We start from the raw sequence: 15,687 nt of genomic DNA, 5'->3' as shown, positions 1-15,687 counted from the left end.
TTTTACTAGTCAAAGTGAATTACATCGAGCTTTGATACGGCAGAATGTTCGAACGCAACATCTGCTGTGTGCCCAGGCCATAGTTAGAACTCAAGCCACGTAACTCGATGTTAAAGCCAATTACATTATCGTATTTGCTTTCGTCGTTTTCCCAGCCATTAATTTTACGCTCGTAACCCAAGCGAATGGCATAACAGCAAGAGTTGTACTGCACCGCCAGCATGGAGTCTGCGGTTTGTTGTGCTTTGGTGTCGTAGTAATAAGCCCCAACGACAGACCAACGATCAACAACTGGCCAACTTGCTGTCATCCCAACCTGCGAGATGCCGTTCTTGTATTGTGGCGCATTAACATCAATATTTGAGATTGTTGCACCAATATATTCCGGGCTTGCGTAACGGTAATTAAACTGAACCAGACGATCGTTGTCTTTGCGATATTCGATAACGCCGTTGCCGGTCGCTATGTTATCCAGACGCGTATCGTACTGTAGACCGCCACGTACACCCCAACGATCGGTCATACGCCAGTAAGTATCACCAGCCCATACAACAGAACCAGTTTCGTCACCTTTTTCACTGTTGATCGTCTCGTCACCGGTACGAGACGGAGTGAAGTAGTAGATTTGACCCACAGAAACGTTAAAACGTTCAACTGCGGCATCATCATAAATACGGGTGGTAATACCGGTTGTGACCTGATTGGCGGAGGCGATACGGTCAAGCCCACCATAGCTACGGTCACGGAATAAGCCGTTGTAGTCAGACTGCAGCAGAGATGAGTCGTAGTTATTGATGTTGCTCTGATCGCGATACGGCACATACAAATATTGTACACGCGGCTCCAGCGTTTGTTCCCAGCCCAGGGCTGAGTCCATGGCGCGGTCGAAAATCAGCTTACCATCCATTTTGAACTGCGGCAGAACACGGTTAACAGTCTCATCCAGTTGATTATCAGCGTGAGCAGCGTTGTAGGAATCCAGATTGGTCTGCTGATAGTGCGTTGCCATCACTTTGGCTTCAGTATTCAGACTTGCCCAGCCGTTAGACACTGGCAGACTAATGACTGGCTCAATATGCAGACGAGTCGCTTCGGGCTGGCTGTCATTTACGTTAGTAAAATGAACGGCTTGACCGTAAATACGCGTATCAAATGGCCCAACATCATTTTGGTAGTAATTCATATCCAGTTGCGGTTGTGCACTGTAAGAGCTAGTGCCGCTATTCAACTGGGAACCAAAGACCTGAAACTGTTTTGTTGACAGCGTTGCATCAAAGTTTTCAACGGCATAACCGACACTGAATTTTTGCGTTGCGTAACCGTCGGTGCTGGAACCGTATTGCGAACTAAAGTCGGTGAAGTAGGTTGGATCGCTGACTTTGGTGTAGTCAACATTAAAACGCCACACCTGATCTACCACCCCACCGTGGTTCCAGTAGAACAACCAGCGTCGCTCGTCCTGGTCTGGGTTAGCAGCCGTGTTGTCTTTATATTCTTTATCAGAAAGCATGTAATCGAATTCAATGATACCTGCCCCAGCTTTGGTCAGATAACGGAATTCGTTCTGCCACTGCATGCCACGCTCTTCCATATAGTGCGGAGTAATGGTGGCATCAAAGTTGGGTGCAATGTTCCAGTAATACGGCAGAGTGAACTCAAGACCGCTATTGCTACTGTATTTCGCATTTGGGAGCAGGAAACCGGAACGGCGTTTATCACCGATTGGCAACTGTAAATATGGGCTGTAAAATATCGGAACCGGACCCACCTTAAAGCGGGCATTCCAGATTTCCGCGACTTCTTCTTCGCGGTCCTGAATCACTTCGCTACCTACCACGCTCCAGGTATTAGAACCTGGCAAACAGGAAGTAAAGGTGCCATTTTCCAGAATGGTGTAGCGATTATTACCGCGCTGCTTCATCAGGTCGGCAGTACCACGACCCTGGCGGTCTACCATTTGATAGTCGCCTTCCCAGACATTGGTATCTTTGGTATTCAGGTTTGACCAGGCTTTTGGCCCTTTAAGAATGACCTGATTATCGTCGTAGTAGACGTTGCCAACGGCATCAACAGTACGAACGGGGTCAGGTTGACCCTCAACTTGTTTCTGATGCAGTAGAACTTCGTCAGATTGCAGGCGGCTATTGCCTTGCTGTATATCCACATTGCCACTAAATACCGCATCGTCAGGATAATTTCCTTTTGCGTGATCGGCATTTATAGTGACAGGCAGGTTGTTGGTGTCCCCTTCAACCAAAGGGCGGTTGTAACTTGGGACGCCAAGCATACATTGCGACGCGAGATCGGCCGCCATGCCTTGTTGGCTATACAGCGCTGCGCCAATCAAGGTGGCCAGCAAGGTGGGAATACGTTTTTTCATACGTGTTATTCGTTGTTCCGTCATCAATGGCTTATACCCATCATCATTCAAGATGCAGAGGCGTTGGCGGCACTTAGTTATTTGACTCATCATGAGCCTCACCCTTTTGGGGCCGCTCTAAGCAGCGTCCAAATCTGCTCTGAACAGATTTGGTGGTTCCTGTCATTGGGTTAACTTAATGACGGGATATTTTCTCAATTGCCGCTTTGCTTCATATTGAATGCTATAGGGTATAGCGTCGGCAAACGGTCAGAGACTAACTTACTCATCACTACAGCGCTAGTGTTAATCCTGCCCGCTCAATAGTCTGCCGTTAGGCACTACTATCAATGACGGGTATGATAAAGCAAATTCTAGCCGACGACATGACGATTTGGGGAGTATATGCAGTATTGGGGAAAAGTACTCGGTGTCGCAATAGCACTTATTATGGGTGGTGGCTTCTGGGGTGTGGTTATAGGGTTGCTGATCGGTCATGCCATTGACAAGGTGCGCAGCCGCCGTCAGTCCTGGTTTTCTAACCAACAACAGCGCCAGTCATTGTTCTTTAGCACCACATTTGAAGTGATGGGCCACCTGACTAAGTCAAAAGGGCGCGTCACGGAAGCGGATATCCAGATAGCCTCACTATTAATGGATCGTATGCAGTTACACGGTGATGCGCGAAGTGCGGCACAGCATGCGTTCCGGGTGGGTAAAGAAAATGGCTACCCGCTGCGTGAAAAAATGCGTCAGCTACGCAGCGTATGTTTCGGGCGTTTTGACCTAATTCGGATGTTTCTTGAAATTCAAATTCAGGCGGCATTTGCTGACGGCTCTCTGCACCCTAACGAACGGGAAGTACTGTACGTTATCGCCGAAGAACTCGGCATTTCACGGATGCAGTTCGACCAGTTCTTACGCATGATGGAAGGCGGGCAGCAATTCGGTGGTGGTTACAACCAATCGCAAGGTGGTTTCCAGCAACAACGTGGGCCAACGCTTGAAGATGCATGCAACGTATTGGGCGTCAAAAGTAGCGATGATGCCACTATCATTAAGCGCGCATACCGCAAATTAATGAGTGAACACCATCCCGACAAACTGGTCGCCAAAGGCTTGCCGCCAGAAATGATGGAGATGGCCAAACAGAAAGCGCAGGAAATTCAGAAAGCGTACGATCTGATCAAGACGGCAAAAGGGTTTAAGTAATAGAAGAGACCCTCACCCCGGCCCTCTCCCTCAGGGAGAGGGAGAAAACCGGACAATTCCCTCTCCTGTAGGAGAGGGTTAGGATGAGGGGATTTAGAAGTCAGCCGGAGCACGGAACGTCATCGGCGTGCCATATTCAGGGTGAGTGATAGTCAGCATTTCCGCATGGAGCTGCAAACGCGGCGCCATCGCTAGCGCTTCAGGTGACGCGTAAAAACGATCGCCCAGAATCGGGTGTCCCATTGCAAGCATATGGACGCGTAACTGATGCGAACGCCCGGTGATCGGTTTTAGCAGCACACGCGCGGTATTATCCGCCGCATACTCCAGCACCTGATATTCCGTCTGTGCCGCTTTGCCGGTTTCATAACACACTTTCTGTTTAGGCCTGTTTGGCCAGTCACAAATCAGCGGTAAATCTACCAGCCCCTCTTCCGGCTGAGGATGACCCCAAACCCGTGCCACATACTGCTTCTTCGGCTCACGTTCACGGAACTGTCGCTTCAGCTCACGCTCAGCCGCTTTAGTCAGCGCAACGGCAATCACGCCGCTGGTGGCCATATCCAGGCGATGCACTGATTCCGCCAACGGGAAGTCGCGCTGAATGCGCGTCATCACGCTATCTTTGTGCTCATCCAGACGGCCCGGTACAGACAACAAGCCCGAAGGCTTGTTGACGACCATGATGTGGTCATCTTGATAAAGGATGACCAGCCAGGGATCGATGGGCGGGTTATAGGGTTCCATAATCATTTACTCTACATCCTTCAAGCTGCAGCGGCGTTGGCTGCTTTCGCCCACCCCAGTCACTTACTTTAGTAAGCTCTTGGGGATGTTCTCTCTTGCCGCCTTGCTGCAACTCGAATGATTTGAGTAAAGCGGTGTGCAAACTACTGATGTGTCACGACGATCAGACGCAATGCATCCAGGCGCCAGTTGGCTTGCGCAAGGCTTTCCAACACTTGCTGACGGTTGCTCTCGATAGCTTCAAGTTCATCGTCACGAATGTTTGGGTTGACCGCTTTCAGCGCTTCCAGACGGGAAAGCTCGGAACTCAGCTTCTCATCAGCTTCTTCACGAGCCGCTTTGATCAACACTTGTGCTGCGGCTTCCACTTTCTCTTCTGCCAATTGCAAAATAGCGTGGACATCTTGCTGCACCGCATTCACCAGCTTACTGCCGGTATGGCGATTCACCGTGCTGAGCTGGCGGTTGAAGCTTTCGAACTCCACTTGAGCGGCAAGGTTGGTGCCATTTTTGTCCACCAACATACGCACTGGCGTTGGCGGCAGGAAGCGGTTGAGCTGCAATTGTTTCGGCGCTTTTGCCTCAACAACATAAATCAGCTCCAGCAGCAACGTGCCGACTGGCAACGCTTTGTTTTTCAACAAAGACAACGCACAGCTACCGGTGTCGCCAGACAGAATCAGATCCAGGCCGTTGCGGATGATCGGGTGTTCCCAGGTGACGAACTGTGCGTCTTCGCGAGACAACGCCACATCACGCTCAAACGTAATGGTGCAACCGTCTTCCGGAAGACCTGGGAAATCAGGCACCAGCATATGATCACCAGGGGTCAGCACCACCATGTTGTCGCCGCGGTCATCCTGATTAATGCCGACGATGTCGAACAAGTTCAGGGCAAAACTCACCAGGTTGGTGTCGTTATCCTGCTCCGAAATGGACTCAGCCAACGCTTGTGATTTCTCACCGCCGTTGGAGTGAATTTCCAGCAGACGGTCACGGCCCTGCTCAAGCTGAATCTTCAGCGCATCATGCTGCTCACGGCATTGCTTAATCAGCGCATCGAAACCGTCGGTATTTTCCGGTGCTGCAAGATACTCAATCAGTTGCGGATACACGCTGTCGTAAATTGTGCGGCCAGTTGGGCAAGTATGTTCGAAAGCATCCAGGCCTTCATGGAACCACTTCACCAGTACGGATTGCGCGGTTTTCTCAAGATAAGGAACGTGGATCTGGATATCGTGCGCCTGGCCGATACGGTCCAGACGGCCAATACGCTGTTCCAGCAGATCCGGGTTAAACGGCAGATCGAACATCACCAGTTGGCTGGCGAACTGGAAGTTACGACCTTCGGAACCAATTTCGGAACACAACAGCACCTGAGCGCCAGTATCTTCTTCGGCAAACCATGCGGCTGCACGGTCACGCTCGATGATGGACATGCCTTCATGGAACACGGCGGCACGGATACCTTCGCGTTCACGCAGAACTTGTTCAAGTTGCAATGCTGTCGCGGCTTTGGCACAAATCACCAGCACCTTCTGAGAACGGTGGCTGGTCAGGTAACCCATCAGCCATTCAACACGCGGATCGAAGTTCCACCACGTGCCGCTATCGCCTTCAAATTCCTGATAAATCTGCTCCGGGTAGAGCATGTCGCGAGCGCGTTCTTCCACAGATTTACGCGCCGCCATAATGCCGGACACTTTAATCGCGGTTTGATACTGCATCGGCAGCGGCAAACGAATGGTATGCAGTTCGCGTTTCGGGAAACCTTTCACGCCATTACGGGTGTTACGGAACAACACACGGCTGGTGCCATGGCGGTCCATCAGCATGGAGATCAGCTCCTGGCGAGCCGCATCGCTACCTTCACGGTTACTGTTCGCGGTTTGCAGCAGCGGTTCAATATCCTGCTCGCCAATCAACTCACTCAACATATTGAGCTGATCGTTAGTCAGATGGTTACCCGCCAGCAGCAGTGCAACGGCATCAGCTACCGGGCGATAATGCTGCTGTTCTTCAACAAATTGCTCGAAATCGTGGAAACGGCTCGGGTCCAGCAAACGCAGACGCGCGAAGTGGCTTTCCATACCCAGCTGTTCCGGCGTTGCGGTTAACAGCAAGATACCCGGAACATGTTCAGCGAGCTGTTCTATCGCCTGGTATTCACGGCTTGGTGCCTTCTCGCTCCACACCAAATGGTGGGCTTCATCGACCACCATCAAATCCCATTCAGCTTCACAAAGGTGCTCAAGACGTTGCTTACTGCGGCGCACAAAATCCAGCGAACAGATAACCAGTTGTTCTGTTTCGAATGGGTTATCGCTGTCGTGCTGGGCTTCGGCATAACGCTCGTCATCAAAGAGAGCAAAACGCAGGTTAAAGCGGCGGAGCATTTCAACCAGCCATTGGTGTTGCAGGGTTTCCGGCACCACAATCAATACGCGCTCAGCACTGCCAGCCAGCAGTTGCTGGTGGAGAATCATCCCGGCTTCGATGGTTTTACCCAAACCTACTTCATCAGCCAGTAATACGCGCGGTGCATGGCGACGGCCAACATCGTGGGCGATGTTCAACTGGTGTGGAATCAGACTGGTGCGCATACCGCGCAGCCCGCTCCATGGTTGGCGATACTGTTCGCTTTGGTAGACGCGGGAACGGTAACGCAGAGCGAAACGATCCATCCTGTCAATTTGCCCGGCAAAAAGACGGTCTTGCGGCTTACTGAACACCAGTTTGCTGTCGAGGAAAACCTCACGCAGCATCGTACCGGTTTCTTCAGTGTCCAGACGCGTACCAATGTAGGCTAGTAAGCCGTTTTCTTCTTTAACTTCATCAACTTTTAGTTGCCAGCCTTCATGGCTGGTAATGGTGTCGCCTGGGTTAAACATCACACGGGTGATAGGCGAGTCATTTCTGGCATACAGGCGATTTTCACCGGTGGCAGGGTAGAGCAAGGTAACCATCCGTGGGTCTAAAGCGACCACAGTTCCCAGTCCCAGTTCGCTTTCGGTGTCGCTGATCCAACGTTGACCAAGTGTAAAAGGCATAAGATTTCGGCTCTATTATCAGTTACTAAGATTTGCAGGCAATAGCATAACGACCGCACAGAAAAGGGAGCGGTTGTCTAAAAGTAGATTTAAGGGTGCTTCAGGAGGGCGCTATGGTACTGGAAGGGAGCGCATTCGTCACCGTCAAAATAGCCCTAATTGCCCTGTCATCAGTGTAGCAAAGTCATCTTCAAGGAAAGGTAAAATTCCTTCGGCCACCGGTTGGAGTTGGCGAGTCAGGTAATGATCATAGTCCAGAGGGGATTGCTGGTAATCCACTGGCTCAGGGCCGTTAGTGGTGATCACGTACTTGATAGTCCCACGGTTCTGATACTGTGGCGCGCGGCCAAGCCGTTGATTATGCTCATCTGCGAGGCGTGCAGCCCGCACATGCGGCGGTACATTTTTTTGATATTCACTTAGCGGACGACGCAGGCGTTTACGGTAAATCAATTGGTCATCCAGCTCACCCGCCATCAAACTGGCAATAGTTTCGCGGATATAATCCTGATACGGTTCGTTACGGAAAATTCGTAAATAAAGGGTTTTCTGGAATGCCTGCGCCAGTGGCGTCCAGTCAGTGCGTACAGTTTCCAGCCCTTTAAACACCATGCGTTGCCGATCATTTTCCTGAATCATCCCGGCATAGCGCTTTTTGGAGCCTTCAACGGTACCGCGAATCGTCGGCATTAAGAAGCGGCAAAAATGCGACTCAAATTCCAGTTCAAGCTTACTGTCTACCTGCTGCGTTTCTTGCAGATGCGCTTTCCACCACACATTGACATGCTCAACCAATTCGTTGCCGATACGCACAGCATCATCTTCTGAATGTGCTTTTTTTAGCCACACGAAAGTGGAATCTGTATCACCGTAAATCACGTCATAACCCAGAGATTCGATCAACGCCTTGGTTTGCAACATGATCTGATGCCCACGCATGGTGATCGACGAGGCCAGACGAGGATCAAAGAAACGGCAGGCACTGGTGCCTAACACGCCATAAAAAGCATTCATGATAATTTTCAGCGCTTGCGATAACGGCTTATTGCCATGACGTTTTGCCTCGTCACGGCCTGACCAGATTTGCCCGACGATGTCCGGCAGGCAATGCTTCGTTCTGGAAAAATGTGCCCCCAAAAAGCCGTCAACGGAATGCTCAGGTTCCGGGTGCGCCATACCTTCAACCAGGCCAACAGGATCGATAAGAAAAGTGCGAATAATCGACGGGTAAAGACTTTTGTAATCCAGTACTAATACCGAGTCGTAAAGACCCGGACGAGAGTCCATCACATAACCGCCGGGGCTCGCTTGCGGTGGCACTTCGCCAAGATTTGGGGCAACGTAACCGGCGCGGTGCATCCGTGGTATATAAAGATGACCAAACGCGGCGACGGACCCGCCATGCCGGTCGAGCGGCAAACCGTTAACGGTTGCCCGCTCGAGTAAAAATGGCATCAGTTCCGTTTTGTGAAAAATCCGCGTCACCAGTTCACAATCCTTCAGATTGTATTTCGCCAGTGCCGGCTTATCTTCGGCAAAACGGCGGTCAATTTCGTCCATTCGTTGCCACGGGTTATCAATCGCTTTGCCTTCGCCGAGCAGTTCGCGGGAAACGGTCTCCAGGGAGAACGATGAGAAATTCCAGAAGGCAGATCGCAGCGCTTCGATACCATCGATAATCACCCGTCCGGCGGCTTGTGCGAAAAACACACCTTGCTTGAAGCCATGCTCTCGCCATTCCAGCAAACTGTTCTCACGCCCAAGACGCAGCGGGACTTGATAGCGATCCGCCATTTTTTGCAATACACGCAAATCAAACTGCACGACATTCCAGCCGATCAGCACATCGGGATCGTGCTGTGCAAACCAGTTATTAAGCTTTTCAATCAGCAGCGGGCGGCTGGCGACATATTCCAGCGTAAAATCGAGCCCGCTGGCGTCACCATTTTCCGGACCAAGCATGTACACAACGCGCTGCCCGCACCCTTCAAGGCCGATGCAATACAGCTCGCCATGACGATTGGTTTCGATATCCAGCGACACCCATTTCAGCGGTGGGCGGTAGTCCGGTGCGGGTTTCAGCTTAGTATCAACCACCAGATTATTTTGCGACTCACCGCTAAACCAGACTGGCGCGGTAATAAAACGCTCCATAAGGAAGCGCTCTGGCGGACGAATATCGGCTTCATAAACCTTGACACCGCCATCGCGCAGCAGCTTCTCGATACGCATGAGTTGGCGATGCTGGCGGGTATAAAGGCCACAGACGGGCTGACGGTGAAAGTCTGTGAGGGGCAGCGGCGTGAGCCGGTACTGGCTTTCATTTGCGAGCAAGCGCATGGCTTCAGACTGTTGCGACTGAGGAATAAACGCGACCGATTCCTGGCGCGGCAGACGCACCTTAACCGGACCATCGTCTGTTGCCAGCCAAAAATCAACTTCAGTACCGAGCGGTGTATCTCGCCAATGTCGCGTTAGCAAAAAACCAGAGCGGGCTTGTGACACGCTGCATTCTCATCAAGAAAAAGTGGTCTGATTATAGACCACTTTAAGCAGGATTACTGATTTTATGTACAGCGGTTTACTGCCCGTAATAAGCCTTCGCGCCATGTTTACGCAAATAATGTTTATCGAGCAGCGTTTGCTGCATATCGGGTAATTCTGGTGCGAGTTGGCGGCAAAATATGCCCATATACGCCACTTCTTCCAGAACGATTGCGTTATGCACCGCATCAACCGGATCTTTGCCCCAGGCGAATGGGCCGTGGGAATGCACCAGCACGCCAGGCATTTGTGCGGCGTCGATTCCACGTTCGGCAAAGGTTTTTACGATCACTTCGCCGGTTTGCCACTCGTAATCACCATTGATCTCTTCATCAGTCATTTTGCGGGTGCAAGGAATGGTGCCGTAGAAGTAATCCGCGTGAGTGGTGCCGGTAGCGGGGATTGATTGCCCAGCCTGCGCCCAAATGGTCGCGTGGCGTGAATGGGTGTGGACAATACCGCCGATGTGCGGAAATTGCAGGTACAGCAAACGGTGAGTCGGGGTGTCGGAAGACGGTTTTTTATTCCCTTCAATCACTTCACCGGTTTCGAGGCTCACCACTACCATATCTTCGGCGGTCATGATGCTGTAATCAACGCCGGAAGGTTTGATCACCAGCACGCCGCGTTCACGATCGACTGCGCTGACATTACCCCAGGTCAGCGTCACCAGATTATGTTTAGGTAGCGCGAGATTAGCTTCAAGTACCTGGCGTTTGAGTTGTTCTAACATATCGTTCTCCGGGATTTCCCCTCACCCTAACCCTCTCCCCAGGGAGAGGGGACTTTCTTTCCTCCCTCGCCCCTTTGGGGAGAGGGCCGGGGTGAGGGGCAAAACGCCTTAGCGTTTGAAGCTGTAATAAACCTCGTTCCAGCGCAGCGAATCTTTAAACGCAGGCAGGCGAGTGTCGTTATCAATCACCGTCAGCTCAACGCCATGCAGTTCGCTGAACAGGCGCATATCGTCAAGCGTCAGAGACTGGCTGAACACCGTGTGGTGCGCGCCGCCTGCCAGGATCCACGCTTCAGAAGCGGTTGGCAGATCCGGTTGGGCTTTCCACAGCGCGTTGGCGACCGGCAGTTTCGGCAACTGATGCGGTGCTTCAACGGTATCAACACAGTTCACTAGCAGGCGGAAACGATCGCCGAGATCGATAAGGCTGGCGTTCAGCGCCGGGCCAGTTTTTGTGGAGAAGATCAGACGCGCAGGATCTTCTTTGCCACCGATCCCTAAGTGCTGCACATCAAGAATCGGTTTTTCTGCAATGGCGATCGACGGGCAAACTTCCAGCATGTGGGAGCCGAGCACCATATCGTTGCCATTTTCGAAGTGATAGGTGTAGTCCTCCATGAAAGAGGTGCCGCCTTCCAGACCCGTCGACATCACTTTCATGATGCGCAGCAGGGCTGCGGTTTTCCAGTCGCCTTCGCCCGCAAAGCCGTAGCCTTGCTGCATCAGGCGTTGCACTGCCAGACCTGGAAGCTGTTTCAGGCCGTGCAGGTCTTCAAAGGTGGTGGTAAAGGCGCTAAATCCGCCTTGTACGAGGAACTGTTTCATCCCCAATTCGATGCGTGCAGCATCAATCACATTCTGGCGTTTGTTGCCGTTGATTTGTGCAGCGGTGCTCAGGCGGTAGCTGCTTTCGTACTCATCGACTAATGCGTTAACGTCACCGTCGCTGACGGCATTCACCACTTGCACCAGGTCGCCCACTGCATAAGTGTTCACCGCGAAACCAAACTTCATCTGCGCTGCTACTTTGTCGCCGTCAGTGACGGCAACTTCACGCATATTGTCGCCGAAACGCACCACTTTGAGTTGGCGAGTATCTTGTTTAGACACTGCCTGGCGCATCCACGAACCAATGCGTTGATGGGCTTGCGGATCCTGCCAGTGGCCGGTTACCACGGTGTGTTGCTGGCGCATACGAGCGCCGATAAAACCGAACTCGCGGCCGCCGTGCGCGGTCTGGTTCAGGTTCATAAAGTCCATATCAATGCTGCCCCATGGGATCTGCGCATTGAACTGGGTGTGGAATTGCAGCAGCGGCTTGGTGAGAATGCTCAGGCCATTGATCCACATTTTGGCAGGCGAGAAGGTATGCAGCCACACCACCATGCCCGCGCATTTATCGCTGTAACTCGCATCGCGGCAGATAGCGGTAATTTCGTCAGGCGTGGTTCCCAAAGGTTTCAGCACCAGTTTGCATGGCAGTTTGGCTTCTTTATTGAGTGCATTCACCACTTGCTCGGCGTGTTGATTCACCTGACGCAACGTTTCCGCGCCGTAAAGATGCTGGCTACCAATTACAAACCACACTTCATATTGTTCAAAAATGTTCATCGTTATGTCCTTAATGGGTCACTGTGGCCTGGGCTGCGGGAGTCACCGCTGCGGGGGCTGAAGGGAGATAATGTTGTTCGGCGCTAACAGCCCACTGCTGATAACGGCGGTAAAGTTGTTCAAAGCGTTCGGCGCGTTGCGGGATAGGCTGCAAGGTGTTTTCGATTTGGCTGGCCATCGCTTGTTGCGCGGTGGAAATATCCTGGTGAACGCCTGCGGCAACGGCGGCAAAAATGGCCGCGCCTAATGCACAACACTGATCCGAAGCGACGATCTGCAATGGGCGATTCAGCACGTCACAGCACACCTGCATGATCACGGGGGATTTACGGGCGATCCCGCCAAGCGCCATCACGTTGGTGACCGGGATCCCTTGTTCGGTGAAACACTCCATGATCGCGCGGGCACCAAATGCGGTAGCGGCAATCAGCCCGCCGAACAGCGCTGGCGCATCGGTGGCAAGGTTCAAATCGGTAATTACGCCTTTCAGACGCTGATTGGCATTTGGGGTGCGGCGGCCATTAAACCAGTCGAGCACCACTGGCAGATGTTCAAGTGAAGGGTTTTTCGCCCAGGCTTCCGTCAGTGCGGGCAGCAATTGCTTCTTGCTGGCATTAATTTGTTCACGCAGTTCAGGGTGCTGTTGCGCCAGTTGTTCCAGCGGCCAACCCAGTACGCGTCCAAACCAGGCGTAGATATCACCAAATGCCGATTGCCCGGCTTCTAGACCAATAAAATCGGGCACCACGCTGCCGTCGACTTGCCCACAAATTCCTTTCACTGCGCGCTCGCCAACGGTCGGTTTGTCGGCAATCAAAATGTCGCAAGTCGAGGTGCCAATCACTTTCACCAGCGTGTTGGGCTGTGCACCCGCGCCAACGGCACCCATATGGCAGTCAAACGCACCACCGGAAATCACCACGTTTTGTGGCAGGCCAAGACGCTCAGACCATTCAGAGCAAAGCGTGCCGACCGGAATATCCGCAGTCCAGGTTTCGCTGAACATCGGGTAATCCAGATTCTGGTTAATCAACGGATCTAATTCATCAAAGAAACTGGCCGGAGGCAGGCCACCCCAGCTTTCATGCCACAAAGATTTATGCCCGGCACTACAGCGGCCACGGCGAATATCTTGCGGGCGAGTAGTGCCGGAAAGCAGCGCCGGAACCCAGTCACACAGTTCAATCCACGACACCGCAGCCTGTGCCACTTTTGGGTCAGCGCGGGTGACGTGCAGGATTTTTGCCCAGAACCATTCGCTGGAATAAATACCGCCGATGTAACGGGAATAGTCATTTTTCCCAGGCTGGTGGCATAAGTGAGTAATCGCTTCGGCTTCTTCAACGGCAGTGTGGTCTTTCCACAGCACAAACATGGCGTTGGGGTTGTCGGCAAACTCTGGCGTCAGCGCCAGAACATGGCCGTTAGCATCAATCGGCGCGGGAGTTGAGCCGGTGCTGTCGACGCCAATGCCACAAACTCGGGCGCGTTGTTCAGCGGTCAGTTCTGCGAGAACGGTTTTTACCGCCTGCTCCATGGATTCAATGTAATCCCGTGGATGGTGGCGAAATTGGTTATTGGTGGCATCGCAATATTGGCTTTCTTGCCAGCGCGGATACCATTCCACGCTTGTCGCCAGTTCGGCACCGCTTTCACAATCTACGGCTAAAGCGCGAACTGAATCACTGCCAAAATCGAGGCCCAGCGCAATCGACATTTTTTAACTCCCTGACCTGGTTATCTATGCAAATGACATTAGTTTTTATGCCGGAAAACAGTCAGGTCGTATTCGCTGAAGTTATGGAGAAATGTGCTGTGCCGTTGAGAAGTGTGACGCCCCGCAAATAATCGATGTGGACATTTCTGCTACTTTTATAAACACTTTGGTTATCTTCACAAAAGCCCTCGATTGCCAGGTAAAAAGCACCGGTTCAGGTAAGTTGCGGCTTTATGATGAAAATCTGACGGTTTACGGTTCAGACAGTGTTGTCCTGGCAAGGAATAGCACGGATATGGACAAATTGTTTCTGTGACTCAATTGAAAAGTGAGCTTATTGATGCCTGAATTGCAAAATGATCCCTTGTTGCCGGGGTACTCTTTTAACGCCCACTTAGTCGCCGGATTAACGCCGATAGAAGCTGAAGGGCCTTTGGATTTTTTCATCGACCGGCCATTAGGAATGAAAGGTTACATCCTGAATTTAACGGTGCGGGGTGAAGGGGTTATCAATAACCAGGGGAAAAACTATGTCTGCCGCCCTGGGGATATTCTGCTGTTTCCACCGGGGGAAGTGCACCACTATGGCCGCGCACCGGACAGCAAAGAGTGGTATCACCAGTGGGTTTACTTCCGCCCACGGGCTTATTGGCAGGAGTGGTTAAACTGGGATCCTATCTTCGCACACACCGGTTTTTTCCGCCCGGATGACGCCCACCAACAAAGTTTTTCCCAGTTGTTTGGGCAAATTATTGAAGCCGGACAGGCGGAAGGGCGCTATGCCGAATTGCTGGCGATTAACCTGTTAGAGCAACTACTGTTACGGCGCATGGAAGTGCTGAACGCATCACTCAATCCGCCGCTGGATAACCGCGTCCGCGATGCTTGCCAGTACATCAGCGACCATCTGGCCGATCACCATTTTGATATTGCCAGCGTTGCGCAGCACGTCTGTTTGTCGCCGTCACGCTTGTCGCATTTGTTCCGCCAGCAACTGGGTGTCAGTGTGTTGAGCTGGCGTGAGGATCAACGCATTCTTCAGGCCAAATTGTTGCTGAGCACCACTCGTATGCCAATTGCCAGCGTAGGGCGTAATGTCGGTTTTGAAGATCAGCTCTATTTTTCGCGCGTCTTTAAGAAATGTACGGGTGCCAGCCCGAGTGAGTTTCGTGCAGGATGTGAATGATTACTATAATTGGGTCAAACAAAACTTGGCTTGACGCCTCTCATCACACTCAGGAGAATCGCCAACTCGTTACTTGACGGATGATTTATGGAAGCTTTGCTGGAACACTTTATTACTCAGTCAGTGGCATATTCGCTTTTTGCGGTGATGCTGGTGGCCTTCCTGGAATCACTGGCGCTGGTCGGACTTATCCTGCCGGGTACCGTAATGATGGCAGGCTTGGGTGCGCTAATTGGCGGCGGCCAGGTCGGTTTCTATAACGCCTGGGCTGCGGGGGTTGTCGGTTGCCTGTTGGGGGACTGGATTTCGTTTTGGCTGGGTGGGCGTTTCAAAGCGCCGTTGCATCGCTGGTCGTTTATGAAAAAGAACAAGGCGCTGCTGGATAAAACCGAACATGCGCTGCATCAGCACAGCATGTTTACCATCCTGGTTGGCCGCTTTGTTGGCCCGACGCGCCCGCTGGTACCCATGGTGGCGGGCATGTTAGACCTGCCGGTTTCTAAATTTATCGTGCCGAATATTATTGGC

At 52.1% G+C, this 15,687-nt stretch carries 10 protein-coding genes; 3 read left to right on the top strand and 7 right to left on the bottom strand.

Annotated features, from left to right (window positions below; genetic code table 11):
* Window positions 1-19: 19 nt before the first annotated feature.
* Complete coding sequence (gene lptD / locus MES37_RS11130) at window positions 20-2,380, bottom strand: LPS assembly protein LptD (protein WP_064543485.1); 2,361 nt, start codon at window positions 2,378-2,380, stop codon at window positions 20-22.
* 384 nt (window positions 2,381-2,764) lie between these two features.
* On the opposite strand from lptD, the gene djlA reads away from it, so the two are divergent.
* The gene (gene djlA, locus MES37_RS11125) at window positions 2,765-3,571 is read left to right on the top strand and encodes a co-chaperone DjlA (RefSeq protein WP_064543487.1); all 807 of its coding nucleotides are present in this window, start codon (window positions 2,765-2,767) and stop codon (window positions 3,569-3,571) included.
* 93 nt (window positions 3,572-3,664) lie between these two features.
* On the opposite strand, the gene rluA is transcribed toward djlA, so the two are convergent.
* The 6 genes from rluA to araB all read right to left on the bottom strand — a co-directional run bounded on the left by rluA (window position 3,665) and on the right by araB (window position 13,973).
* Complete coding sequence (gene rluA / locus MES37_RS11120; RefSeq protein ID WP_064543489.1) at window positions 3,665-4,324, bottom strand: bifunctional tRNA pseudouridine(32) synthase/23S rRNA pseudouridine(746) synthase RluA; 660 nt, start codon at window positions 4,322-4,324, stop codon at window positions 3,665-3,667.
* Window positions 4,325-4,461: 137 nt separating this feature from the next.
* On the bottom strand, window positions 4,462-7,368 hold the full coding sequence (gene rapA / locus MES37_RS11115) for an RNA polymerase-associated protein RapA (protein ID WP_133522229.1): 2,907 nt from the start codon (window positions 7,366-7,368) through the stop codon (window positions 4,462-4,464).
* A 144-nt stretch (window positions 7,369-7,512) separates the two neighbouring features.
* Complete coding sequence (gene polB, locus MES37_RS11110; protein WP_064543492.1) at window positions 7,513-9,873, bottom strand: DNA polymerase II; 2,361 nt, start codon at window positions 9,871-9,873, stop codon at window positions 7,513-7,515.
* A gap of 76 nt (window positions 9,874-9,949) precedes the next feature.
* Window positions 9,950-10,645: an L-ribulose-5-phosphate 4-epimerase gene (gene araD / locus MES37_RS11105; RefSeq protein WP_064543495.1), complete on the bottom strand. Its 696-nt coding sequence runs from the start codon at window positions 10,643-10,645 to the stop codon at window positions 9,950-9,952.
* A gap of 108 nt (window positions 10,646-10,753) precedes the next feature.
* On the bottom strand, window positions 10,754-12,256 hold the full coding sequence (gene araA / locus MES37_RS11100) for an L-arabinose isomerase (RefSeq protein WP_064543497.1): 1,503 nt from the start codon (window positions 12,254-12,256) through the stop codon (window positions 10,754-10,756).
* Between the two features lie 10 nt (window positions 12,257-12,266).
* The gene (gene araB / locus MES37_RS11095; RefSeq protein WP_237931437.1) at window positions 12,267-13,973 is read right to left on the bottom strand and encodes a ribulokinase; all 1,707 of its coding nucleotides are present in this window, start codon (window positions 13,971-13,973) and stop codon (window positions 12,267-12,269) included.
* Between the two features lie 340 nt (window positions 13,974-14,313).
* Between araB and araC the strand changes: the two genes are divergently transcribed.
* Both araC and MES37_RS11085 read left to right on the top strand, forming a co-directional pair.
* Window positions 14,314-15,159, top strand: a complete 846-nt coding sequence (gene araC / locus MES37_RS11090) for an arabinose operon transcriptional regulator AraC (RefSeq protein WP_064543502.1) — start codon at window positions 14,314-14,316, stop codon at window positions 15,157-15,159.
* 87 nt (window positions 15,160-15,246) lie between these two features.
* A partial coding sequence (locus MES37_RS11085; protein WP_237931435.1) for a DedA family protein occupies window positions 15,247-15,687 on the top strand: 441 nt, incomplete at its 3' end.

It is taken from the genome of Buttiauxella sp. S19-1, assembly GCF_022134725.1.
Taxonomy (GTDB): domain Bacteria; phylum Pseudomonadota; class Gammaproteobacteria; order Enterobacterales; family Enterobacteriaceae; genus Buttiauxella; species Buttiauxella ferragutiae.
Note: the sequence above shows the minus strand (reverse complement) of the source record. Positions and strands in the feature narration are given on the sequence as shown.

What these genes read in the sequence shown, in the direction of transcription:
- lptD (WP_064543485.1), bottom strand. Translation starts at nt 2,380, where the DNA reads ATGAAAAAACGTATTCCCACCTTGCTGGCCACCTTGATTGGCGCAGCG.
- rluA (WP_064543489.1), bottom strand. Translation starts at nt 4,324, where the DNA reads ATGATTATGGAACCCTATAACCCGCCCATCGATCCCTGGCTGGTCATC.
- araA (WP_064543497.1), bottom strand. Translation starts at nt 12,256, where the DNA reads ATGAACATTTTTGAACAATATGAAGTGTGGTTTGTAATTGGTAGCCAG.
- djlA (WP_064543487.1), top strand. Translation starts at nt 2,765, where the DNA reads ATGCAGTATTGGGGAAAAGTACTCGGTGTCGCAATAGCACTTATTATG.
- rapA (WP_133522229.1), bottom strand. Translation starts at nt 7,368, where the DNA reads ATGCCTTTTACACTTGGTCAACGTTGGATCAGCGACACCGAAAGCGAA.
- araD (WP_064543495.1), bottom strand. Translation starts at nt 10,645, where the DNA reads ATGTTAGAACAACTCAAACGCCAGGTACTTGAAGCTAATCTCGCGCTA.
- araB (WP_237931437.1), bottom strand. Translation starts at nt 13,973, where the DNA reads ATGTCGATTGCGCTGGGCCTCGATTTTGGCAGTGATTCAGTTCGCGCT.
- araC (WP_064543502.1), top strand. Translation starts at nt 14,314, where the DNA reads ATGCCTGAATTGCAAAATGATCCCTTGTTGCCGGGGTACTCTTTTAAC.